Origin of the sequence: Flavobacterium luteolum, from assembly GCF_027111275.1 — a bacterium.
Lineage (GTDB): Bacteria > Bacteroidota > Bacteroidia > Flavobacteriales > Flavobacteriaceae > Flavobacterium > Flavobacterium luteolum.
Genome location: NZ_CP114286.1, coordinates 3,121,732 through 3,147,041 on the forward strand (window position 1 = coordinate 3,121,732; position 25,310 = coordinate 3,147,041).

At 33.7% G+C, this 25,310-nt stretch carries 15 protein-coding genes; 6 read left to right on the forward strand and 9 right to left on the reverse strand.

The genetic code is table 11. The annotated features are described in order from the left end of the window. The first annotated feature begins 73 nt into the window (after positions 1-73). Complete coding sequence (locus OZP10_RS13475; RefSeq protein ID WP_281631343.1) at positions 74-2,827, forward strand: outer membrane beta-barrel protein; 2,754 nt, start codon at positions 74-76, stop codon at positions 2,825-2,827. Positions 2,828-2,930: 103 nt separating this feature from the next. Here the strand turns inward: OZP10_RS13475 and OZP10_RS13480 are convergent, their stop codons facing one another. The 8 genes from OZP10_RS13480 to OZP10_RS13515 form a co-directional block, all read right to left on the reverse strand. Beyond that, the gene (locus tag OZP10_RS13480; RefSeq protein WP_281631344.1) at positions 2,931-3,674 is read right to left on the reverse strand and encodes a DUF2490 domain-containing protein; all 744 of its coding nucleotides are present in this window, start codon (positions 3,672-3,674) and stop codon (positions 2,931-2,933) included. A gap of 145 nt (positions 3,675-3,819) precedes the next feature. After that, a complete protein-coding gene (locus OZP10_RS13485) occupies positions 3,820-6,366 on the reverse strand; it encodes a TonB-dependent receptor (protein ID WP_281631345.1) in 2,547 nt (848 codons plus the stop codon). 248 nt (positions 6,367-6,614) lie between these two features. Next, positions 6,615-7,028: an RrF2 family transcriptional regulator gene (locus OZP10_RS13490; protein ID WP_012023964.1), complete on the reverse strand. Its 414-nt coding sequence runs from the start codon at positions 7,026-7,028 to the stop codon at positions 6,615-6,617. A 93-nt stretch (positions 7,029-7,121) separates the two neighbouring features. Further along, positions 7,122-7,955 (reverse strand): TPM domain-containing protein, encoded by an 834-nt coding sequence (locus tag OZP10_RS13495; RefSeq protein WP_281631346.1) that lies wholly within the window; start codon positions 7,953-7,955, stop codon positions 7,122-7,124. Positions 7,956-7,958: 3 nt separating this feature from the next. Beyond that, the gene (locus OZP10_RS13500) at positions 7,959-8,396 is read right to left on the reverse strand and encodes a TPM domain-containing protein (protein ID WP_281631347.1); all 438 of its coding nucleotides are present in this window, start codon (positions 8,394-8,396) and stop codon (positions 7,959-7,961) included. 94 nt (positions 8,397-8,490) lie between these two features. After that, positions 8,491-9,075 (reverse strand): LemA family protein, encoded by a 585-nt coding sequence (locus OZP10_RS13505; RefSeq protein WP_111364205.1) that lies wholly within the window; start codon positions 9,073-9,075, stop codon positions 8,491-8,493. 34 nt (positions 9,076-9,109) lie between these two features. Continuing rightward, positions 9,110-9,442: a MerR family transcriptional regulator gene (locus OZP10_RS13510; RefSeq protein ID WP_012023968.1), complete on the reverse strand. Its 333-nt coding sequence runs from the start codon at positions 9,440-9,442 to the stop codon at positions 9,110-9,112. Between the two features lie 47 nt (positions 9,443-9,489). Continuing rightward, positions 9,490-10,467 carry a M23 family metallopeptidase gene (locus tag OZP10_RS13515; protein WP_281631348.1) on the reverse strand — a complete coding sequence of 326 codons (978 nt, stop codon included), beginning with the start codon at positions 10,465-10,467 and terminating at the stop codon, positions 9,490-9,492. 276 nt (positions 10,468-10,743) lie between these two features. On the opposite strand from OZP10_RS13515, the gene alaS reads away from it, so the two are divergent. After that, a complete protein-coding gene (alaS, locus tag OZP10_RS13520) occupies positions 10,744-13,383 on the forward strand; it encodes an alanine--tRNA ligase (protein WP_281631349.1) in 2,640 nt (879 codons plus the stop codon). Positions 13,384-13,712: 329 nt separating this feature from the next. On the opposite strand, the gene OZP10_RS13525 is transcribed toward alaS, so the two are convergent. After that, entirely contained in the window at positions 13,713-15,458 is a 1,746-nt protein-coding gene (locus tag OZP10_RS13525; RefSeq protein WP_281631350.1) for an ABC transporter ATP-binding protein, read from the reverse strand. 357 nt (positions 15,459-15,815) lie between these two features. Between OZP10_RS13525 and OZP10_RS13530 the strand changes: the two genes are divergently transcribed. From OZP10_RS13530 to tamL, 4 genes are all read left to right on the forward strand, one after another. Continuing rightward, a complete protein-coding gene (locus OZP10_RS13530; RefSeq protein WP_281631351.1) occupies positions 15,816-16,613 on the forward strand; it encodes a hypothetical protein in 798 nt (265 codons plus the stop codon). A 95-nt stretch (positions 16,614-16,708) separates the two neighbouring features. Further along, the gene (locus OZP10_RS13535) at positions 16,709-17,668 is read left to right on the forward strand and encodes a GSCFA domain-containing protein (RefSeq protein WP_281631352.1); all 960 of its coding nucleotides are present in this window, start codon (positions 16,709-16,711) and stop codon (positions 17,666-17,668) included. Between the two features lie 164 nt (positions 17,669-17,832). Further along, positions 17,833-22,944, forward strand: a complete 5,112-nt coding sequence (locus OZP10_RS13540) for a translocation/assembly module TamB domain-containing protein (protein WP_281631353.1) — start codon at positions 17,833-17,835, stop codon at positions 22,942-22,944. After that, entirely contained in the window at positions 22,928-25,240 is a 2,313-nt protein-coding gene (gene tamL, locus OZP10_RS13545) for a translocation and assembly module lipoprotein TamL (protein ID WP_281631354.1), read from the forward strand. The genes OZP10_RS13540 and tamL overlap by 17 nt, the downstream gene beginning before the upstream one ends. Positions 25,241-25,310 lie beyond the last annotated feature (70 nt).

Here is a 25,310-nt window from a genome sequence, read left to right on the forward strand (position 1 = left end):
TGAATAAATGTAAAAAATACAATTAAACCTTTTGCATTTTTTTAAGTCTTACTGATCTAACTAACCTAATTTTATGACCAGAATTTATTCACTTTTGTTGTTTTTAGCTTTTGTATATTCGGCAAATGCCCAAAACAATATCGTTATTAAAGGAACTGTGGTAGATATCAACTCCCAACTTCCTTTAGAACTCGCCACCGTTTATTTTACAACAGTAAAAGATTCAACTATTATTGAATATGCTACAACAGATAAAAACGGAAATTTTATTATCAATACTAAAAAGTATGATAAGCCAGTTTTCTTAAAAGTAAATTATACGGGATACCAAGCTTATTTTGAGGAACAAAAAGGACTTACAGAAAGTAAAGACTTTGGTAAATTGTACATGCTTGAAAATGCGAACGTTTTAAATGAAGTGGTAATTAAAAGTGAAGCACCGCCAATTACCATTAAAAAAGACACTCTTGAATTTAATGCCGGTTCCTATAAAGTTCGCCCAGATGCAAATGTGGAAACTTTATTGAAGCAATTGCCCGGCTTTGATGTCGATAATACAGGAAAAATTACGGTAAATGGGCGAGAAGTCAATCAGGTTTTAGTCAACGGAAAAGCATTTTTTGATAAAGATGGAGCTATTGCCATTAAAAACCTTCCGGCTGATATTATTAAAAAAGTTCAAGTTTCTGATTTTAAAACCAAAAAAGAAGAGCTGGCTAAGCAAGAATCTACTTCTGATTATTCGAGCATAAATATCACAATTGACGAAAAGAAAAATAAAGGCTACTTCGGTAAAGTTCTTGGCGGATATGGTTCGGATGAACGCTACGAAAGCAGTTTAATGATGAACTTTTTCAAAAACAAACAGAAAATAAGTGTATTAGCTTCGGCCAATAATATCAACTCAACCGGATTTGCTATGGATGAGGTTTTTGATAATATGGGAGGCGGAAGAAATACAAAAGGTGGCAGTCAAGGCGCTGGCAGTGGAGGAAAAGGAATTACGCAGTCTACTCTTGCGGGAATTAATTATTCAGATGACTGGACAAAAGATTTGGAGTTCATGAGCAGCTACAATTTTACAAACGCGGTGACTAAAAACGAAAGCAAATCGAATCAGCTTAGTTTTTTACCGACAGGAAATATTTTAACTGAAGCAGATTCTAAAACTAGAAATGAAAATACAGGCAACAAAGTTAATTTTGAGTTAGAATACAAAATCAATCCTACTATGCAGATTGTTTTTGCTCCTAAATTGAATTTATCAGAATCAAATAGCAATTCTTCGTCCTCGACTTCTTCTGAAAATGAAAATGGTGATGCATTGAACGAAAGTACGGCAACATCGCATACTGAAAGTTCTAATACGAGTTTCGCCAACAGTATTAATTTCAACAAAACTTTTAAAAAGCAATCGCGAAATTTAAGTGTAGTTTTTAATAACAATAACACTAAAAATGATTCGAACGGAATCAATATTTCGGAGACTATTTTTTATCAGGACAATAAACCAAACGACGAAAGAAATCAGAATGCAAAAAATACTTCTAAAAGTGATGCTTATTCGCTTGACTTAGAATATACAGAGCCTGTAACGGATTCGCTAAGATTACGTTTTGGAACCGATTTTGATTGGCAAAGTTCGATGAACGATCAAAAGACATTTAATTTTGATGATGCTTCGCAAGAATATTCAGATTTAAATTTATCGTTGACCAATTATACCAAATCAAAGCAAAATTCTATTACGCCAAAAGTGGGTATTACTTGGCAGAAAAGTAAATTTACGCTGAATGTGAATTCGAGAACATCAATTGTGGAGTTTGATAATCATTCTTTTTATTTAAATCAAGCTACAGATTTGAATAAGAGATATATGCTGCCTTACGGAACGGCACAGCTTCGATACAAATTCAACCGCTCTAAAAACTTAACTTTCAAATATGATTATTCTAATGCGCTTCCGTCGGCAACGCAATTAATGCCAGTTGCAGATTTGAACAATCCATTGAATAGTGTAATAGGAAATCCAAATCTAGATCCGATTGAAAAAAACACTGCAGGTATCGATTTTAAGAATTTTGATTTTAGAACGCGTTCAGGTTACAGTTTATTTCTTAAAGGAGATTATTATAATAATGATATTGTTTCTACTTCGATTTATGATGATAGCGGAAAAAGAAATACGACTTATGTAAATATTTCGGGAACTTATTCGGCTTCGCTTGGAGGAAACTGGAATCAGCAAATTAAAAAAGATGCACATACTTTAAGATATGGTCTGCGTTTAAGCGGTAATTATAATTTTGACAAAGGGTTTACAAATGCTGTTATGTATTATGCTAAATCGGTTGTAGTAACGCCAAGTGTTTACGCTTCTTACGATTACGGAGAAGTGCTTTCGATTGCGCCGTCTTATAGTTTATCATACAATGAAACTCGATATGAAAACTATTCAAGAGATGCGACTTCAAACGTGATTCACAGAATTAATTTGCAGACAACATCTTATTGGCCAGCTAATTTAATTTTCGGAAATGATTTCGGATACACTTATAATTCTAATATCTCAGACGATTTCAAGAAGGATTTCTTCCTTTGGAATACGAGTTTATCATACGGATTTCTAGATAAAAAATTGTATGCTAAAGTGAAAGTGTATGATGTTTTAAATCAGAATCAAAGTGCAACAAGAACTATTTCGCCAACTTCTATCCGAGATGAAGAAAATACAGTTTTAAAACGTTATGTAATGTTTTCTTTAGCTTATAAAATTGGAAATTTCGCCGAAAGCAAAAAAGGAGGAAGAAGACAGAGGGGATCTTGATTTTTAGGTTCTAAGATGCTAAGGTTCTAAGGAGCAAAGATTCAAAGGTTTAAAAAATGCCTGTCAAATTAATTTGATAGGCATTTTTTGTATAACTCATAACTCATAACTTTTTCCGATTAATCCTATGATAAACCGTAAATCTGATAATATCACGATCGTAGAAATCTATACCGCTTGCTCGTCTTTGGAGGTTCTTTAAATAACCCAATTCTAAACCAAGATTTGGATTGAAATGATAACGCAAAGCAACGTAAAAACGGTTTTGATCGAAAGTATTTCTTCGGTTGTCTTTTCCGAAATTGAATAAGACTTCATCAGAAATGGTTCCTTTTATGCTTCTTCCTTCTTTTTCCCAAAGAGTAAACATTGATTGTAATCGGTATCTGAATCTGTAAGCAAATGAGAATTCATCTAAAAGTCCGTTTTTGTCTGCTTTTTGAATGAAGCGCTCTTCGAGTTGAAAACGATTATGAAAAGTTATTTTGGCAATATCATTTATTAAAGTAAGATCTTGCTGTGCACGATATTCGGGAATAGAAAAATCAGGATCAATGTTTGGATTCTGGGTATTTACGCTAAAAAAGGCAAATCCAGCACCAAAATCCATCATCTTAGTTGATCTGTAACGAGCTTGAGATCTTATAACAAAAAGATTTTCATGAACAGGATTTACAAAGCTTCGATTATCAAATTCAGAATGAAGAGCCCATTTTTCGGATAATGGAAAAATATTATAATATCGAATCCAGGTCAAAGTCTGCTGGTCGATATTTCTTTGGCTTTGCCCTGTAATGAATTGGCAAACAAAGAGTATGATGAAAAGTAATTTAAAAGATCTGTTCAAAAACTATAAATTCAAGCTGCGAATTTATATAAATGATCTTATTTCTTTCTATTTTAAAATTTGTTTTGAATTTTTTTTTGTGAAATAAAAAAAGAGGCACATTTTTAAATATGCCTCTTTTTAATACTAAAACTAACTAACCACCTTACAGAGAATACTTAAATGTAACTCCGTAAGTTCTTTGATCACCAAGGACTCCAGCATATTGACCTGAGTTACCACCTGCAGGCAATAATTGCTCGTAGTAATCTTTATTTAAAAGGTTTCTTCCCCAAATCTGAATAGATAAACCTTGCGAAGCGCGGAAACCTAAACGAGCATTAAAGATTGCATAACCTTGTACTACTAAATATTTTGAAGCCGAAGGGCTTGAAGAAAATTCAGAACGGGCATATCCGTCAGCAGCAAAGAAGATTTTTCCAGCATTACCAAAGAATCTTGCATTGTCTGAAAGTTCACCTCCAAGAGAACCAGCCCATCTTGAAGCACCTGGCAACTCAGTTCCAGAAACATCTTTGAAGGCAACTGGCGCTCCAGTTTCTTCTAATGGAAGTGGCGCATTTGTAAATTTCACATATTTACCATCTGTATAAGTTGCAGCACCATTAATAGTTAAGTGTGAGCTAATGACAAAACTTGCATCCAATTCTGCACCTCTTACACGCACTTTATCTGCATTCGCAAGATAACCACGGTTTACACCCAATTCAGCTGCTTGAACGTTAGTTTGGAAATCTTTGATATCAGTATTAAAGAACGTTAAGTTGAAAATTGAGTTTTTGAACGGAGAAGTTTTAACTCCAACCTCATAATGATTTACTTTTTCTGGTTTAACTACCGCAAGTTCTGTCATTGGCTGACCAGCTGCATTTGTTGGAAGTCCAGCTACGTTAACCCCAACAGGTTTGTAAGTTTTGGCATAAGTTGCGTAAACATTGATTTTATCAGATGCTTTATAAGTAAGCGTTAAGTTTCCAGAAAAATCTGTATTGTCTGTATTAGAATCAAATGCTTGATCTGAGTAAACTGATTTTTTCAAAGCCAATAAGGCAGGATCTGTAGTTTGAAGACCTCCGTAAGTTTTACGAGAATAACTTGCATCTTTTTTATCAAAATTATATCTCAAACCAGGTAAAATGTGAAATCTCTCTGTAACAGCCCAATCAAGCTGTCCGAATACTGCAGCACTAGAAGCTCTAATTCTTGCATCGGTTTTAATTCCGTAACCTTCAAAAAGGCCTGGTGTTTTCCATAACGGACTCGTTGTACTTTGAGAGAATCTCCATTGTGCATTACCAGATTCTTCTGTACCATCTGTTTGAGAAGTCTGATCGATAAAGAATACTCCACCAACACCACTAATTTTTGATGTCAATTGTCCAGCATAACGAACTTCTTGTGTAATCTGAGTTTGTCTTGTTGGATTCTGAGATTTAGCTAAAACTTGTAATCCTGTAAAATCTCTATCATTTGATGGATCCCAGTTCCAGAAACGCCAAGCTGTTGTAGAAGTAAGGGTTCCGCCTCCAATTTTTGTATCAATGTTTAATGAAACTCCTCCTAAATCTTGTCCAGAACGCCAAGGTGTATCGTGGTCTATTTTACGATCAAAAGCATTTAAACTTGGCAATTGGTAATTTAAATCTTTAATAATAGCATCAAACTGACGGTATGCAGCTCTCTGAGTAGGAGCAACACCAGCAACAACCTGCGCATATCCGTCAGGACGCTGTGTTGTAAGATCTCCTGCAAAAGTAATATTTGTATTTTCAGTAGGAGTCCATAATAATTGTCCTCTAAAACCTTGATTATTCAAAGTGTTTGTTGGTCTTCCAGTAACAATGTTATCGATTAATCCATCGCGTTGTGTTCCAGAGAAAGATAAACGACCAGCAACTTTTTTCCCTAATGCTCCTGTGATAGAGGCTTTAGCTTGTAAAAAAGCATAATTACCATAACTCAATTCGAAATCGGCACCAGTTGTAAAACTTGGTTTGCGAGATGTAATATTGAAAGCTCCAGAAGTTGTGTTTTTTCCAAATAAAGAACCTTGCGGACCACGTAATACCTCAATTTGTTCTACATCGATAAAATCTAAAGTAGTTGCTGCAGGACGAGCATAATACACACCATCTACATAGAAACCAACTCCAGGATCGATACCGTCATTTGTAAGTCCGAATGGAGAACCTAAGCTTCTAATGTTGATTCCGGTATTTCTAGGGTTAGAAGAATACAATTGTACAGAAGGAACCAATTCTTTGATACGGTTTACATTAAATGCTCCCGCTGCTTCAGCTTGTTTTCCTGTTACAACAGAAACGGCAATTGGCACATCTTGTACTTTTTCGATTCTTCTTCTAGAAGAAACAACTACTTCGACAAGTTTGTTTTCTTCACGTAAAGTAACCAATAGTGGCGAAGCTGGGATAGAAGTAATTTCAAGTTCGGCAGTATTGTAGCCAATATATTGAACTAAAAGTGTAACAGGTAATTTTCCTTGTGATTCTATTGCAAATCTTCCTTCAGAATCTGTAATAGCGCTAAAAGTTGTTCCTTTAATTACCACATTGGCTGCTTCTAAAGGAATATTTTGATCTGTAGTTACAACCCCTTCAATTTTTTGAGCAAATGAGATTGAGAACGTTAAAACGGCAAGTATTGTAAAGATATTTTTTATAGATGTTTTCATTTTTATATTAAGTATATGTGATTAGTAGAATTTAAAATTAAATTTTTTTTACCAACACATACACATCATAGATGAAACAGCATTCACGGTTGTGAAATTATAATTATGTTTTTTTTGCAAAAGATTTTGTCCACCTGATTTACTAGAATGTACTTTCATGAGTTAAAATTTTGTAAATGATTAGTTAATTATTTTTGGCAAATATATAATTAATTCTATCGATTTACTAGACTTTAGAAAATATTTTTTTATTTTTTTACCAATGAAGCGATTGTGATGCCTTCCATAGCCTTCAAAGTTTTATCTCTAATTAGCATCAAACCGTGACGCAGACTGCATTCAGACTCGGTTTTACAATCAGAACAAGGCTCGTAAAAATTTAAAGAAGCACATGGCAAAAGTGCAATTGCACCGTCAAATAATCGGTGAATTTCTGCCAGCGTAATGTCATTTTTAGATTTTATCAGATAATATCCACCAAATTTTCCTTGCTTACTGCTCACAAAACGTCCTCGTTTTAGATCTAAAAGAATTTGTTCTAAAAACTTTTTAGGAATGTTAGCGCCATCAGCAATTTCTACCGTTCTAGAAATGTGATTTTCGTCTTGTTCTGCTAAATAAAGTAAGGCCTTAAGGGCGTATTTTGCTTTATGTGATAACATCTATTAATAAATTGTAAAATGTAAATGTATGATTTTTTAAGATTGAAACCTAAACTTGAAACTTGAAACAAAGAAAATTAGAACCAGAATAAATTACCAGCCTCCGCTAGATCCTCCGCCAGAGAAACCTCCACCGCCAAATCCGCCGCCGAAACCTCCGCCTCCGCCGAAACCACCACCAGATGATCCTCCGCCGAAACCTCCAAATCCGCCACTGCTTCTTCCAAGATTACTTAAAATAATAGCGTCAAGCAGACTAGGGCCACCACCGCCATTGTTGCCAGAATTTCCTCCTCCGCCTCTTTTATTTCGAGATAGTAAGATTAAAACAATTACAACAATTACGATAAAAGGTAGAAAAGGAAAGTCTTGCCCTTTTGTTTGTTTGCGTTCGCCTTTAAATTTTCCTTTAAAAACATCAATAATAGCATCAGTTCCTTTATCAAGACCGTTGTAAAAACTTCCAGCTTTAAATTCAGGTATGATAATATTTCTAATGATTGTTCCTCCAATTCCTGCCGTTAGACGATCTTCAACGCCATATCCGGGATTAATTGCAATCTTTCTTTCGTTTTTAGCTAGTAAGATAATAACGCCATTGTCATCTTGTTTTGTTCCTCCAATTCCCCATGCTTGCCCCCATTTTGTAGCTAACTGACTTACGTCTTCTCCCTTTAAACTTTCAATGGTAATCACGACAATTTGAGTTGTAGTCGAGTCTGAATAACGAATTAGTTTCTCTTCTAATTGCGCTTTTTCAGATGAACTTAAAACATTCGCATAATCGTAAACTGAAGTTTGTTTGCTTGGAACTTTGGGAATCTCAAACTGTGCAAAAATAGCATTGCTAATAAATAATGCGATAAACAAAAAAGTAAGCTGAAAAATTCTATTAGAATTTGAGAATTTAATTTGGGAATTTTTCATTGTTTATCCTTTTGAGATTTCGTTAGATAGTTCATTGACATCATCTTCCTGAGAAGGAAAATATTTTTTGAGCTGTTCTCCGGCATTTAAGATGCCATCAACAATTCCTTGTTTAAAATTGCCGGCTTTAAAATGGTTTACCATGATGTCTTTAGTGCAATCCCAAAAATCGTTGGATACGACATCATTAATTCCTTTATCGCCGCAAATCACAAAATTTTTGTCTTCAACTGCAAAATAGAGCAATACACCATTTTTGAGTTTAGTTTCATCCATTCGCAATTCATGAAAAACTTCTAAAGCCCTATCAAAATGGACTTTAGAAGTTGTTTTTTCTATATGTACTCTAATTTCGCCAGAAGTATTATTTTCGGCCATGCGAATAGCTTCAACAATTTCGTGTTCTTCTTCTTTGGTTAAAAAATCTTCTACTTTTGACATGGAAATTATTTTAGTCCCGATAGCTATCGGGATAGATTGTACATTGTATGCTTTTGACTAAATCTTATATTTTAAGAAGCCTAACAGTCTAACTTTAGAATTTTACTTCAACTGGTTTATCAGCTCCAGTAGATGCTTCAAAGTATGGTTTTTCTTTGTATTCGCTCAAGAACCATTTGTTAGGAATAGACAAGATGTAACCGTTGTAAACTTGTACAGCTTCGTTAAAACGAGTTCTAGCCGTTAAAATCTGGTTTTCAGTACTTGCCAATTCGTCTTGCAGTTTCAAGAAGTTTTCATTTGCTTTTAAAGTAGGATATTGTTCAACAGAAACCAATAATCTTGATAATGATGAACTTACTCCGCTTTGAGCTTGATTGAATGCTGCTAATTGTTCTGGAGTTACGTTGCTAGGATCAATTGTTACCGAAGTAGCTTTTGCACGAGCTTCGATTACTGCTGTTAAAGTTCCTTTTTCAAAGTCAGCGGCACCTTTTACAGTGTTTACTAAATTCCCGATAAGATCATTACGTCTTTGGTAAGCCGTTTGAACATTTCCCCATTCTTTATTTACAGCTTGACTGTGTTGTAAAGCAGTATTTTTAATACCAATCGACCAAAATGCGATAATAGCAATAAGTGCTACAATAATTCCTACAGGGATTAACCACTTTTTCATATTTGTTTTGATTTAAGTTTATTTCTATTTTTAATTACAATTCGTTTTTGATGTCGTTCAGTTGCGTTTTTATCGACTCTAATTTACGTATTATTTCGAATTTATCTAACGTTTTCTTCTGACCTTCTTTTAAGTGTGTTTTGGCACCTTCGAGCGTAAATCCTCTTTCTTTTACTAAATGATAGATTAATTGAAGATTGGTAATATCTTCGGGAGTGAACATCCTGTTTCCCTTTGCATTTTTTTTAGGTTTTAGAATGTCAAATTCGCTGTCCCAAAATCGTATCAAAGAGGCATTGACATTAAAAGCTTTGGCTACTTCGCCAATACTGTAATATCTTTTGTCTTTAGAAAGTTCAATATGCATGGTTCGTTTTTTTCTATTTTACATCAAAAATAGTATTTTTTGTACTATTAATCTAATGATTGATTTTCTTGATTTGCCATTTGTGAAATTGCCACATATTCGACAGCCGAAATATTTCCATAATAAAAATTCAACGGATTCACTACTTTTCCGTCTTTATGCACTTCGTAGTGACAGTGCGGACCTTCAGATCTTCCTGTGCTTCCAACATATCCAATCACATCACCACGTTTTACCCTTTGTCCTGGACGACAGTTGTATTTGCTTAAATGGGCATACAGGCTTTCATATCCAAAACCATGCCTGATCACAATATGGTTTCCGTATCCTGAAGCTGTGTTGTCAGCTCTTTCTACAACGCCATCTCCTGTTGCGTAAATTGGAGCTCCTGTATTGGCCGTGAAATCCATTCCATTGTGCATTTTTCTCACTTTCGTGAAAGGGTCAATTCGATACCCAAAACCTGACGCAACACGTTTTAAATTTTCATTTCGAACTGGCTGAATGGCAGGAATGGCTAATAATAAATTTTCTTTAGCTCCAGCTAATTTTAAAATTTCATCTAAAGATTTAGACTGAATTGCCAACTGCTTCGATAGTTTGTCCACTCTTTTTGTTGCATTCAAAACCAATTGAGAATTGTTATATCCTTCTAGAGCTTTGTATTTGTCAGAACTTCTAAAACCAGCTTTTCGAATCGAATCTGGAATTTCAGCTTTGTTAAAATATACGCGATAAATATTATTGTCACGTTCTTCTAATGCCTCTGCGGCATCATCAATTTCGTCCAGTTTTTTATTTAAAATAGAATACTGAAGCTTTAAATTTTCAATTTCGCGTGCCTGTAAACGATCTTTTGGAGTTTCGAAATAAGGGGTGTTAATTAAAAGAACAAAAACTAAAAAACCAAACAGTGCCGATGCCAGTAAAAACAGTAATGCGTAACCTATTTTTATTCTTTTTCTGGTTTTTATTTTTGTATAAGCCAGATTTTCTGGGTCGTAATAATATTTTACTTTCGCCATATTTTAAAATACGCTATTTTTGCACCTTGTAAAATAGGTTAGTCGAATAAAACTGCTAATTGTTTCAGTTATTCGATACTTTTTTACCAGGATTAATGATTAGATATTGGGGCTATTTTATCATTAGATAATGCGCAAAATAGGCAATTTATTGTTTAAAATATAAGTTTTTTAATTTCATTATAAAAAACTTAACGTATCATCAAATGAATAAATTAGTTAATCATCTAGTTATCAAATTGACACATTAAATTGACACATTTTTCTAATTTAAATATGAAATCACAAGACGTACGTAAACAATTTTTAGATTTTTTTGAGAGTAAAGGGCATACTATTGTTCCTTCAGCTCCTATTGTTCTTAAAGACGACCCAACCCTAATGTTCAATAACTCGGGGATGGCCCAGTTTAAAGAATTTTTCTTAGGAAACGGAACTCCAAAAAGTCCAAGAATAGCCGATACACAAAAATGTCTTCGTGTTTCAGGAAAACACAACGATCTTGAAGAAGTAGGTATTGACACGTACCACCATACAATGTTCGAAATGTTAGGAAACTGGTCTTTTGGTGATTACTTTAAAAAAGAAGCAATCAACTGGGCTTGGGAACTATTGACAGAAGTGTACAAGATTCCAAAAGAGAATCTTTATGTTTCTGTTTTTGAAGGAAGTAAAGAAGATAACGTTCCGTTTGACCAAGAAGCTTGGGATATATGGAAGACTTTAATCGACGAAGACCGAATTGTTTTAGGAAATAAAAAAGATAATTTCTGGGAAATGGGAGATCAGGGGCCTTGCGGACCTTGTTCTGAAATTCATGTTGACTTACGTTCTGAAGAAGAAAAAGCACTGAAACCAGGAAAAGGAGAAGTTAATGGTGATAACGCTCAGGTTGTTGAAATCTGGAATAACGTATTCATGGAATTCAACCGTAAAGCAGATGGTTCTCTAGAAAAACTTCCAGCACAGCACGTAGATACCGGAATGGGATTTGAGCGTTTGTGTATGGCATTACAAGGAAAAACATCAAATTATGATACTGATGTTTTCATGCCTTTAATTAGAGAAATCGAAACGATTACAGGTGCAAAATATACAACTAATGATGTAACAGGCATTAGTGAAGAACAAAATAAAATGAATATCGCGATTCGTGTAGTTGCAGATCACGTTCGTGCTGTAGCTTTTGCTATCGCTGACGGACAATTGCCATCTAACACGGGTGCAGGATATGTAATTCGTAGAATTCTACGTCGTGCAATTCGTTACGGATTTACTTTCTTAGGAACAAAAGAGCCGTTTATCTATAAATTGGTTGAAACTTTAAGCGAGCAGATGGGAGATTCTTTCCCAGAAATCAGAACGCAGAAAGCACTTTGTTCTAATGTAATTCGTGAAGAAGAAAACTCATTCTTAAAAACTTTAGATCAGGGATTGATTCTTTTAGATGCTGTAATTGTAAATAACAACGGAGATACTGTTGATGGTAAAAAAGCATTTGAATTGTATGATACTTACGGATTCCCAATTGATTTAACAGCCTTGATTCTTTCTGAAAGAGGATTGAAACTGGACGAAGAAGGATTTCAGGAACAATTGCAACTGCAAAAAGAAAGATCTCGCGCAGCGTCTAAAGTAACTGCTGGTGACTGGAATGTGCTAGTAGAAGATGATATTCAGGAGTTTGTTGGATATGACAGATTATCTCAGCAAGTAAAAATTACAAAATATCGTAGAGTTGAAAGTGCAAAAGATGGTGAAATTTTCCAATTGGTTTTCAATGCTACCCCATTTTATGGAGAAAGCGGAGGACAAACGGGAGATAAAGGATATCTTGAAGCTCAAAACGGAGATATCATTTATATCATTGATACGAAGAAAGAAAATAACCAAACAATCCATTTAACACAATCGTTACCAGAAAATATTACAGCAACTTTTAATGCTGTTGTTGATGCAAACCAGAGAGCTAAAACTTCGTCAAACCACTCGGCTACGCACTTGTTGCACCAAGCTTTACGTAAGATTTTAGGAACTCATATTGAGCAAAAAGGTTCGATGGTAAGAAATGCTTCATTGCGTTTTGACTTTTCTCACTTCGCTAAAGTAACTGATGAAGAATTGGTTGAAGTAGAAAATTTCGTAAATGCAAGGATTCGTGAGAGTTTGCCATTGATCGAAAAAAGAGCTATTCCGAAAGAGCAGGCACTTGAAGATGGCGCTATTGCTTTATTTGGAGAGAAATACGGAGATTTAGTTCGTACCATTAAATTTGGAGACTCTGTTGAATTATGTGGAGGAACGCACGTTGCAAATACATCTGATATCTGGCACTTTAAAATTGTTTCAGAAGGTGCAGTTGCAGCTGGAATCAGAAGGATTGAAGCAATTACTAGTGAAGCAGCAAAAGAATATTTTGAATCGCAAGCGGTTTCTTTAAGTGAAATTAAAGAAGCGCTTAAAAATGCTCAAGATCCAGTAAAATCAATCTTGGCATTACAAGACGAAAATGCTCAGTTGAAAAAACAATTGGAAGCTTTATTAAAAGATAAAGCTAAAAACATGAAAGCTGATTTGGCAAAAGAATTGCAAGAAATCAATGGCGTTCAATTTTTAGCAAAACAAGTTGACTTAAATCCAGAAGGAGCTAAAGACTTGGCTTACGAATTAGGTGGTTCTTATAACAACTTATTTGTAGTTTTCGCTACAGCTCATGAAGGAAAACCAATGTTAACTTGTTACATTTCTAAAGAAATTGTAGCAGCCAAAAACCTAAACGCAGGACAAGTTGTTCGCGAATTAGGTAAATATATCCAAGGTGGAGGAGGAGGACAGCCTTTCTTCGCAACGGCAGGAGGTAAAAATGTTGATGGAATTGCTGAGGCTTTAGCTAAGGCGGTGGATTTTGTGAAGTAATTAAAGATGCTAAGGTTCTAAGAAGCTAAGTTTTTATAAAAGTAAACCCGACAGATTTTTAAAATCTGTCGGGTTTTTATTTGTAGTATTCTCTCATTTTATGTCATTTCGACCAAGGAGAAATCTTCGCGAGAAGCTCGACAAAGATTGGATTCCCGTTGCGGAGTTACTTGTGGAGATTTCTCCTTCGTCGAAATGACAAATAATGTGTGTAAAAGATTACCATTTATAGTATTTTATATTTGTTATTTCGACGAAGGAGAAATGACTAATAAGGCATAAAAAAACTTAGAACCTTAGCATCTCAGAACCTCAGAACCTAAAAAAAACTATTTACGCTCCCCAATCTGCTGGCGCCACATTGCATAATACAATCCTTTCTCCACAATCAAATCTTCATGTTTGCCTTGCTCAATGATTTTACCTTGTTCTAGAACAAAAATTCTATCAGCATGCATCACAGTTGATAAACGATGCGCAATTAAAACCGTAATTCTATTTTTATCTGATATATTTCGAATAGTATCATTAATTTCTTCTTCAGTAATAGAATCTAAAGCAGAAGTAGCTTCATCAAAAATCAATAAATTCGGATTTCTAAGGATAGCTCTTGCGATAGATAGACGCTGTTTTTCTCCACCCGAAACTTTAATTCCGCCTTCACCGATTGTGGTGTTTAAGCCATCTTCCGCACGTCTGAGTAATTTATCGCAACTTGCACGCTTTAGTGCGTCGTATAAATCTTCGTCGGTTGCGTTTGGCTTAACAAATAACAAGTTCTCGCGAATTGTTCCTGAGAATAATTGAGCGTCTTGGGTAACGAAACCAAGTTGTTTTCTTAAGTCTAATAAATCAATTTCGGTTGAATCGATATCATTATACAAAACCTGACCTTCTGCGGGAGTATATAATCCAACTAATAATTTTACTAAAGTCGTTTTTCCAGATCCAGACGGACCAACAAAGGCAACGGTCTGGCCTTGTTTAATTTCGAAATTGATGTTCTCAACTGCCTTAAATTTGGCTGTTTTATGCTGAAAACTTACATTTTCGAAAAGCAGTTTCTGAATTGCACCAATGTGTTTTGGAGTTTTCGGACGGAATTCTTTTGGAGCATTCAATAAGGTTTTGAAATTCTCCATTGAAACTTTAGTCTCATTTAAAGCAATAATAAAGTTTCCTAATTCTTGTAAAGGGCCAAAAATAAAGAAGGTAAAAAAGACCATTGTCAATAAATCTCCAACGATAATTTTTCCTCCAAACAAGAAATAATACAAAGCAAAAACCACACAAGTTCTTAGGAAATGAACCGTTGTTCCTTGGATGAAACTTAAACTTCTAATGAATCTGATTTTCTGTAATTCTAATTGAAGAATCTTAAACGTATTTAAATTTAAACGTTTTTCTTCTTGATACGTCAAACCAAGACTTTTTACTAACTCGATGTTTCGTAAACTTTCCGTTGTAGAACCTGCCAACGCATTGGTTTGATTCACAATTTTTCGAGAAACAATTTTGATCTTTTTTCCTAAATACAAACTCACCAAAGCAATAATTGGCGCTGTAATTAAAAAGATAATTGAAATTCTAAAATCAATTCTTGCAACATATACGATTACGAATATAAATCCGATAATAGTTTGAAAAATTAAAGAGATAGAAAGCGTAATCAGTTTCTCTGAATCGATTCTAACTTTTGTCAATTTGCTTAAAGTTTCACCACTTCGCTGATCTTCAAATTCTGCATAAGGAAGATCAAGAGATTTTTTGATACCGTCAGTATACATTTGCGCACCAGTACGCTGAATAACCACATTGGTAAAATAATCTTGGAAATTTTTGGTAATTCGAGAAATCATGGCTGCACCAAGCGAAAGACCAAGCCAGAAAGCTAAAGATTTTATAAATCCGATTTCGTTTCCTTTGTATTTTGCCAGTCCGACACCACAGTCTTGCATTAATTTACCTGTAATTACAGAGTCAGACAAACTGAAACAAATGTTGATAGTAGCCATTATCAAAGCAAAAAATAAGAGCATTTTGTGTCTGATAATGTAAGTATATAGTAATTTCATATAAGATTTTAAAAAAATGGAAGATGCAAAAGTAAGGAATTGTTTTAGTTTGTGAAGTTCATTTCTGTTATTAAAAATATATTTTTTTACAGATAAAGTTGTCTATGGAGTTTTAAAAGTTTTTTTAGTGTTTCAATTTTTTTATTGAAAATTAAATAATGCATAAAAGCGTAATTTTTTTTTTGAAATACTTGGTTTTTTAGAAAAAAAACTCATTAAATAGTTTTTTTATATTGTTTAATACTAGTGTTTTAAGAATTATCTTAATTGTAAACTGTACTTTGATGTGGAATCACGTAAGGTTTTAATATTTGGTTATAGTACGTTTGCGCCATTAAGAATTTTAACCAAATCAAAATGAAAAAAATTTTATGCTTTTTTGGTGCTTTAGCACTAGTTTTAACATCTTGTTCAAGTGATGATAATCAAGAAGGAAATGTTATTTTGCCAAAAACAATTAAATATTCTAGTGTAGGATATCCTTCAGAAAATTCTACTTATGTAGCAACTTACAATGGTACTAAAATTGTAAGCATGAAAGATGAAACAGGAAGAACTGATTATACTTACGATGGTAACCTTGTGGTAAAAGAAACTAATTATGATACTGAAAGCGGTAAAGATATTATTAGCGACGTAACAACGTATAAATATACAAACGGAAAACTTACAGAGTATGTTTATGCAGAAGGTTTTTCGACAGCATTTCCTAATGGTGAATACAATAGCAGAATAGTATTTACGCATAACGCAGATGGAACAGTAAAAAGAGAGCGCTACAATATAAATGGCACTATAGAGAAAAAAAGTGTTTATTCTGAAGTGTTAACTTTTGCTAACGGAAATCTAGTTAAAAGTGTACAAACAGATTCAGAAACAGGTAGTGTATTTACAGCTCAATATGAATATGACAATAAAAACAGTCCATACAAAAACATTACAGGATTCAATTTGTTAATAGATCATAGCGAAGGTGAAGGCTCTGTATATAGTTCTGTGAACAATATTGTTAAGTATACAGCATCTTATTCAAATGAAACTCCAAATGTATACAAAAGCGAAATCGTATATGATGCAAATAATTTCCTTTCAAAAGTTACTAATTTCAAAAGAGACGGAATCACACCTGCTGAATCTTATGAGTTTACTTATTAATTAAAAGCATTATTATAATTATAGAAACCAAATACTTTTGTATTTGGTTTTTTTATTGCTTAAAATTGATGAAATTCGTGTTTAAATTAGAAATCATGCAATTCAGAACTCAAATACCCGTTTCAAAAAGTAATAATCCGATCAATTACGATTCGAAAATACTTTCTATAGGTTCTTGTTTTGCTGAGAACATGTCTGAGAAATTTGACTATTTTAAATTTCAGAATGAGACCAATCCGTTTGGAATTATTTTTAATCCCGTTTCTATCGAGAAATTATTTGATAGAGTTTTGAAACAAGAATGGTTTGAAGAAAAAGATGTTTTCTTTTATAATGAGCGTTGGCATAGTTTTGAAGTTCATTCAGATTTAAGCAACTCTGATCGTCAGGAATTATTAGAAACGCTAAATAAAGCAGTAACAGAAACGCATAAACAGCTTAAAGAAGCCACGCATATTATTATCACTTTTGGAACTTCATGGATTTACAGAAATCTCGATAAAGATCAAATTGTAGCCAACTGCCATAAAGTGCCTCAGAAACAATTTTCTAAAGAATTACTATCGGTCGAAATAATTCAAAAAAGTATTCAAAACACAATTGAAGCTGTTCAGGCTTTAAATCCTAATATAAATTTCATTTTCACTATTTCTCCGGTTCGCCATATAAAAGATGGCTTTGTAGAAAATCAGTTAAGTAAGTCACATTTATTTACAGCTTTACATCAAGTTTTAAAAACTCATAATTCAAAACTCATAACTTATAGCTATTTCCCTTCCTACGAAATCATGATGGATGAACTTCGTGATTATCGTTTTTATGGCGAAGATATGTTGCATCCAAATCAGATTGCGATAGATTATATCTGGAAGCTTTTCAGTGAAAATTATATTTCAGAAGAAAGTGCTTCCGTGATGAAAGAAGTAGACGAAATCCAGAAAAGTTTGCGTCATAGGAGTTTTAATCCAGAATCAGAACAGCATCAAAAATTCTTAGCAAAATTACAGCAGAAAATAGAAACCCTAGGTGAAAAACTTCCGCATATAAAATTTTAGAAAAACTTCGAGCCTCTGTGCCTTCGTGGCAAAACAACAATAAAATTTTAGAATAATTGCTGATAATTATGTAAATTGTTGTGGTTTAAATTTTACATTTTTGTAAAATGTGCAACCCTGCTTTTTTCAGAAGCAATTTTAATCTAATTCGATTTTATTGACGTATGAATAAGAAACCTGTTTACATTCTTAAAAAAACACTTCGTATCCTAATGTGGTGCGTGGTTTCTGTGATTGCGTTATTATTGCTTTTAATAATCTTAATTCAGGTTCCGTCGGTTCAGAATTTCGTTAAAGACAAAGCAATTACTTATCTTGAAGGTAAGATCAAAACCAAAGTTTCTCTAGATAAAATTCTAATTAAATTTCCTAAAGATGTAGTTCTGGAAGGTTTTTATTTTGAAGACCAAAAAAAAGATACTTTGTTGGCTGGTAAACGATTAGAGGTCGATGTTGATCTGTTTAAATTGGTAAGCAGCGAACTCGAAATTAATTCGGTTTCATTGGAAAACGTAAAAGCTAATATTTCTAGAGATAAAAATGGTGTTTTCAATTTCGATTATATTATTAAAGCATTCGAATCAAAAGAACCAAAAGTTGAAGATCCAAATGCTAAACCCTTTAAAATTTCGGTTGTCAAAGTAAATCTCGATCAGGTTAAATTCAATTTTAAAGATGATTTTTCGAAGAATGATATCAAAGTGAACTTAACGCATTTTGATACCAAATTCAAAAAGTTCGATCTCGATAAAATGGATTTTAATATTCCGAGTATCAATCTGAACGGTTTAAAAGTAGTTTTAGATCAAGATGTTGTGGAGAAAATTGCAGAGGTTTCGGTTAAAACTGTTGATACGATTTCGAAAAGGCCAGATTTCAAATTGGCTTTAGAAAAAATTACTTTATCTAAAATCGATATTTTATACGATAACAAAGATTCTAAACTCAATTCAGGCATTCGTTTAGGTAATTTGAATTTAGCGGTAAGCGAAATTGATCTGAACAAACAGCTTTTGGATTTTGATACTTTCGAAGTTAAAAACCTAAGTGGAAATCTAAGATTAGGAGTAAAAGACAAGCAAATTGAAACTCCCAATTTAGACACAACAGCCATAAAACAAGTGGGTTGGAAGGCTAAACTTAACAAAGTTAATATTGAAAATATTGCCTTCAAGTTTGATGATATGCAGTCAAAACCAAAAACAAAAGGAATTGATTACGCGCATTTAGATTTGAACAAATTCAATTTTAAAGCTGAGAAATTGTATTATGGAAATGATACGATTTCAGGAAATATAAAAACCCTTACCGTAAACGAAAAAAGTGGTTTACAGATTCAGGCTTTTAAAACCGATTTCTTTTACGGACCAAAAAATGCTTCGCTGGATAATCTGTATTTAAAAACACCACAAACTCTTGTTCAAGATAAAGTTAGAGCCGAATACAAATCGTTAGAGTCACTTCAGAAAGATTTAGGAAATCTGGCTATTGATGCCAATTTGAAACAATCTAAAATTGGCTTCAAAGATATTTTATTGTTTGTTCCAGATCTACAAAATACAAATCCATTTAAAAGTAATCCAAATGCGATTTTGTATGTGGATAGCCGTGTTAGCGGAAAAGTAAAAGATCTAAATATTTCAAAATTTGAAATGAGCGGAATTGGTTCTACAAAAGTTTCCCTTTCGGGAAAAATTGCTGGATTGCCTGATGCGCAAAAAGCGTATTACGATTTAAATATTAAAAAGATTTCGAGCACGGCAAAAGACATTAATATGTTTGTGCCAGCGGGAACAATTCCGAAGAATATTCAAATTCCTTCACAACTAAGTTTACAGGGAAAATTTAAAGGATCGGTTCAGAATTTCAAAACCAATCTGTCTTTAAATAGCAGTTTCGGAAATGCAAAAGTTGATGCTTTGTTTGATCAACGTATTAAAAAAAGAGAAAAATACGATGCAGAAGTCTATCTTTTAGATTTCGATTTAGGCCGTTTAATTAAAAACGATTCTATCGGAAAAATTACGCTTAAAGCGAAAGTCAAAGGAACTGGTTTAGATCCGAAAACGGCAAATGCAGCGATTGATGGTTTGGTGCAAAAGGCGGTTTTTAATCGATATACTTATAAAGACTTGGCTTTAAAAGGAAATATCGAAAACGGTTCTTTTGCAGTGCAATCTGGAATGAAAGATCCGAATCTTAATTTCGATTTAATGGCAAGCGGAGATACAAAAGATAAATATCCGACTGTAAAATTAAAACTGAATTTAGACATCGCCGATTTAGACAAGCTCAATTTGCACGCAGGCCCAATGAAACTTCGAGGAAATGTTGATGCTGATATAACCAATAGCAATCCAGATTTCTTAAACGGAAAAGTGTTTTTGTCGAATATTCAGATTTTGCAAGGTGCAGAACCAATAGTTCTAGATTCAATTCGTGTTTTGGCTTTTGCAGATAAAGATAGCAATTCGATTAAAATTTCGTCACAGTTTTTAAAAGCCGAAGTAACCGGAAAATACAAATTGACGACTTTGGCAAACTCACTTCAAAAATCATTATCAAAATATATTGATCTTAAAAATCCAAAAGTCAACGCAGAATCAGACGAACAAAGATTGGCTTTTATGCTTAAAGTCGATAATGACCCCGTACTTTTTAAATTACTGCCAAAATTAACTGGATTAGAGCCTTTTACTATAAAAGGGAATTATAATAATCAGACAGATTCTTTGACCGTAAATGGAACGATTCCGAGAATTGTTTATGGTGGCAACACAATTTCTGACGGAAAAATTAATATAGAAGCCAAAGAAAATGCGCTAGAATATTTAGTTTCTGTTGCAACAATCGAAAGCGGTTCTTTAAAAATTCCGTTTACAAGTCTGTCTGGAAATGTGCAGAATAATATTCTGACTTATGCGCTTGAAGTTCAAGATGCAAAACAAAAGCAGCAATATTTTATAGCGGGTGAATTTAAAGCAGAAGATTCTAAAAATATTGTAAAACTCGATGCAGACAGCTTTATTTTAAACTATGATAAGTGGAATGTCGATCCAGAAAATGCGATTGAGTTTGGTGAAAAACGACTTTATGTCAATAAATTCAATTTGAGTAATAACGGAAACGAATTAAAAATTCAATCTCAAGGAACACAAGACAATGCACCGTTGCAAGTCGATTTTGTAAATTTCAAAATCGAAACCATTATGAATATGGTTAAAAAGGATGAACTGCTAATGCAAGGTCTGATAAACGGAAATGCGTTGGTTGAAAATGTGATGACAAACCCAACTTTTACTTCAGATCTAAAAATTGATGATTTTAGTTTTAAAGGCTCAAAAGTTGGTGATTTAGAAATAAAAGTAGATAATAAAACTGCCAATACGCTTGCTGCAAATGTGGCCTTGAGTGACGAAGGAAATGACTTAAAACTTACTGGAGATTATTTGTTAGATACTGGAAATTTTGATTTTGATGTAGTGATTAATAAATTGAATATTAAAAGTATTCAAGGCTTCAGTATGGGAAATATTACTGAAGGGCAAGGCTTTTTATCAGGTAATTTTAAATTGACAGGAAATACTTCAGCTCCAAAAGTTAATGGAGAATTGATTTTTAATGATGCTGGTTTTAGAGTGACACAATTGAATTCGTATTTTAAAACTAAAAACGAAAAAATCACTTTTAATGATGGTACCATTTCATTTGATAAATTCTCTCTTTTTGACGAAAATGACAATGAATTGTTTGTAAATGGAACTATTCAATCTCCAGATTTTGTCAAATATAATTTCAATCTGTTGGTTGAAGCAGACGATTTTAGAGCGATTCATTCTAAAGAAAAAGACAACGATTTATTTTACGGAGATTTATTCTTAGACACAAAACTGAATATAAAAGGAAACTTGGATAGTCCGGTTGTTGACGGAACGATTAAAATCAATAAAGAGACCAAGTTTACTGTTGTTATGCCACAGTCAGATCCTTCAATTGCTGATCGAGAGGGAATTGTAGAGTTTGTTGATGAAGACAATATGTATTTGAAACAAACGGTTGATATGCAGAACAAACTGAATCAGTCAGAATTGAAAGGAATGGATGTAAATGTGGCCATTTCGATCAATAAGGAAGCAGAATTAACCTTGCTGATTGATAAATCTAATGGCGATTACTTGAACTTAAAAGGAGAAGCAGAATTAGTCGGCGGAATAGATCAGTCTGGAAAAACAACTTTAACAGGGAAATATGAGTTTTCGGATGGTGCTTATGAAATGAATTTCAACGGAATCAAAAGAAAATTTGATATTCAGAAAGGAAGTTTTATTACTTGGAACGGGGAACCAACAATGGCAACTTTAAATATTACAGCTATTTATAAAGTAAACACAGCACCAATTGATTTGTTAGGAAGTCAATTGAAAAGTCAACCTCAAGCTGTACAAAATACCTACAAACAAAAACTTCCTTTTCAGACTTTATTGAAAATGAATGGAGAATTGATGAAACCGGAAATCTCATTTGGAATTGTGCTTCCTGAAGGAAATTACAATGTTTCTTCAGATGTTGTCGAAATGACACAGACAAAACTGAAACAATTAGAGCAAGATCCTGCAGAGTTAAACAAACAAGTTTTTGCGCTTTTATTATTGAACAGATTTGTAGGCGAAAACCCGTTTGCGAGCGAAAGTGGCGGTGTAAATGCAGAATCTTTTGCCAGACAGAGTGTGAGTAAAATACTTTCGCAGCAATTAAATAATCTGGCGGGAGATCTTATTGAAGGATTTGAAGTCAATTTTGATTTAGAATCTACAGAAGATTATACAACAGGAACCATGCAGAACAGAACCGATCTGAATGTTGAAGTTTCTAAAAAATTATTGGATGATCGATTAAAAATTACTGTCGGAAGCAGTTTTGGTGTCGAAGGACAAGAACGTGCCAACGAGGATAGCACCAATATTGCGGGAGATGTAGCATTAGATTATCAATTAACAAAAGACGGTCGATATATGGTTCGAGCTTATCGCAAAAATCAATATCAGGTTGCAGTTGAAGGACAAGTTATCGAGACAGGAGTTGCATTTGTTATTACGATGAGCTACAATAAATTTAGAGAACTATTTCATCGTACCGAAGCAGAAAAACAATTGATTAAAGAAGAGAAAGTCCGTAAAGAAAAAGAGAAGCAAAAAAAGAAAGAGGAGAAAGAAAAAGAAAAACTGCAAGAGAACGAAGACGAAAAAACTATTGAAGGAAATGAGCAAAAGACATAATCATAGAAATATATATTTAAAGTATATCGTGCTACTTTCCTTGTTTTTTGTTTTAGGATGCAGTAATACGAAATACCTTCCCGAAGGAGAGTTGCTTTATACAGGCGGTTCTGTTACCATAAAAGATTCGATCATGAAAAAGAAAGATCGAAAAGCATTGGAAACAGAATTGGAAGGTTTATTGCGCCCAAAACCAAACAAACAAATCTTCGGGTTGCGACCTAAATTATTGATATATAACCTTGCAGGCCAACCCAAAAAAGATAAAGGAACAAGATATTGGCTTCGTAATAAAGTTGGAGAACCGCCAGTGCTTTTCAGTAAAGTTGATTTGGATTATAATGCTTCAGTTTTACGAAATTTTACAGAAAACAGAGGTTATTTTAAAACCCGCGTCAGTGCCGATTCGACTGTTCGAAATAAAAGAGTGACGGCAGAATATACGGTTACGCCTAGAAAACAGTACATTATAAAAAGCGTTACATTTCCAGATGATTCTTTAAAAATGTCAAAAATTATAGCCAAAAGCCATCGAAGAAGTCTCCTGAAAGTTGGAAATCCATACGATTTGGATGTGATAAAAGCAGAAAGAGAAAGAATCGATGCTAGGTTAAAAGAAAAAGGCTATTTCTATTTTAATCCAGATTATATTTTGGCAAAAGTAGACAGCAGCAAAGGCGATCACGAAGTACGAATTAGACTGGTTATAAAAGATGATACGCCTGTAAAAGCTTTGACCGCTTATAAAATTGATAAGATTTTTGTGTATCCGAATTATTCTCTAACGAATGATAGTGCGGTTTATAGAAAAAGGAATATCACACAATATAAAGATTTTACAATAATTGACACGACAGATACTTTCAAACCAAGAATTTACGATCGGACGATTTATTTCAAAAAAGGAGATGTGTACAATCGAAAAGATCATAATTTAACTTTAAACCGATTTGTAAATCTTGGAACTTTCAGTTTTGTCAAGAACGAATTTAAGCCTTCAGATTCTATTCCGAATGCTTTAGATTCTTACTATTTCTTGACACTTTTACCCAAAAAATTTATTCGTGTTGAAGTGATTGGAAAAACCAATTCTGCAAGTTATACTGGTACAGAATTAAATTTAAACTGGAACAACCGTAATTTTCTAAAGGGTGCTGAATTGTTTACGGCTTCTGTTTTTGGCGGCGCCGATTTTCAGTTGGGAGGAACTAATAAAGGGAAAAATATTTATAAACTGGGAGGTGAAGTTAGTTTAACTTGGCCAAGATTTATAACACCTTTTCATATTGAAGGAAATAGTGAGTATGTGCCAAGAACCAAAGCGACTTTGCGTTACGAATATCAAAAAAGAACACAACTGTATGCTTTGAATTCTTTTAATACTTCTTTTGGTTACATGTGGAAAGAAAACATTCGTAAAGAACATCAATTGAATGTAATTGATGTGACTTATGTAAGTCCGAACCATGTAACGCCAGAATATATGGAAGATATTAAGGATGATCCAGCATTAGGAAAAGTGATTGAAAAGCAGCTGGTTTTTGGGCCAACTTACAATTACACTTATACCAATACCATGAAGAAGCGTAAAAAGAATACGATCTATTTTAATGGTGAATTGGATTTGGCGGGAAACTTAACAGGTTTGCTTACAGGTGCAGATTATCCGAACAAGGTTAAAACCATATTTGATGTTCCGTTTAGCCAATATGTCAAAATCAGATCCGATTTCAGGCATTATTTAAAATTGGGAAAAGAAAGCGAATTAGCCAGCAGATTGATTGTTGGAGCGGGATTTGCCTATGGAAATTCGAATACACTTCCAGCATCTAAACAATTTGTAGTAGGGGGAACCAATAGTATTCGAGCTTTTAGAGCTAGAACTTTAGGGCCGGGAAGTTATGTTATTCCACCAACGACAAATGATAATTATACGCCTGATCAATCAGCCGATTTAAAACTGGAATTTAATACCGAATATCGTGCAAAGCTTTTCAGTATTGTAAGAGGTGCAGTTTTTTTGGATGCTGGTAATATTTGGTTGTTACACGCTGATCCGAACAAACCGGGAGCAGAAATCTCAAAAGATTTTATGAAAGAAATAGCTGTTGGAGCAGGAGCAGGTTTACGTTTCGATTTATCCTTCTTGATTTTAAGAACCGATTTAGCTATTCCGCTTCGAAATCCTGCTTTACCAGATGGGCAACGTTGGGTGATTGATGATATTAATTTAGGAAGCAGCTCCTGGAGAAAAGATAACCTGATTTTGAATATTGCTATTGGATATCCATTTTAAATTTATTTGCTGGGATCGATTAGCCACAAATTCACGAATTATTTTTAATTTGTTGGTTAGCTCTAGGCCG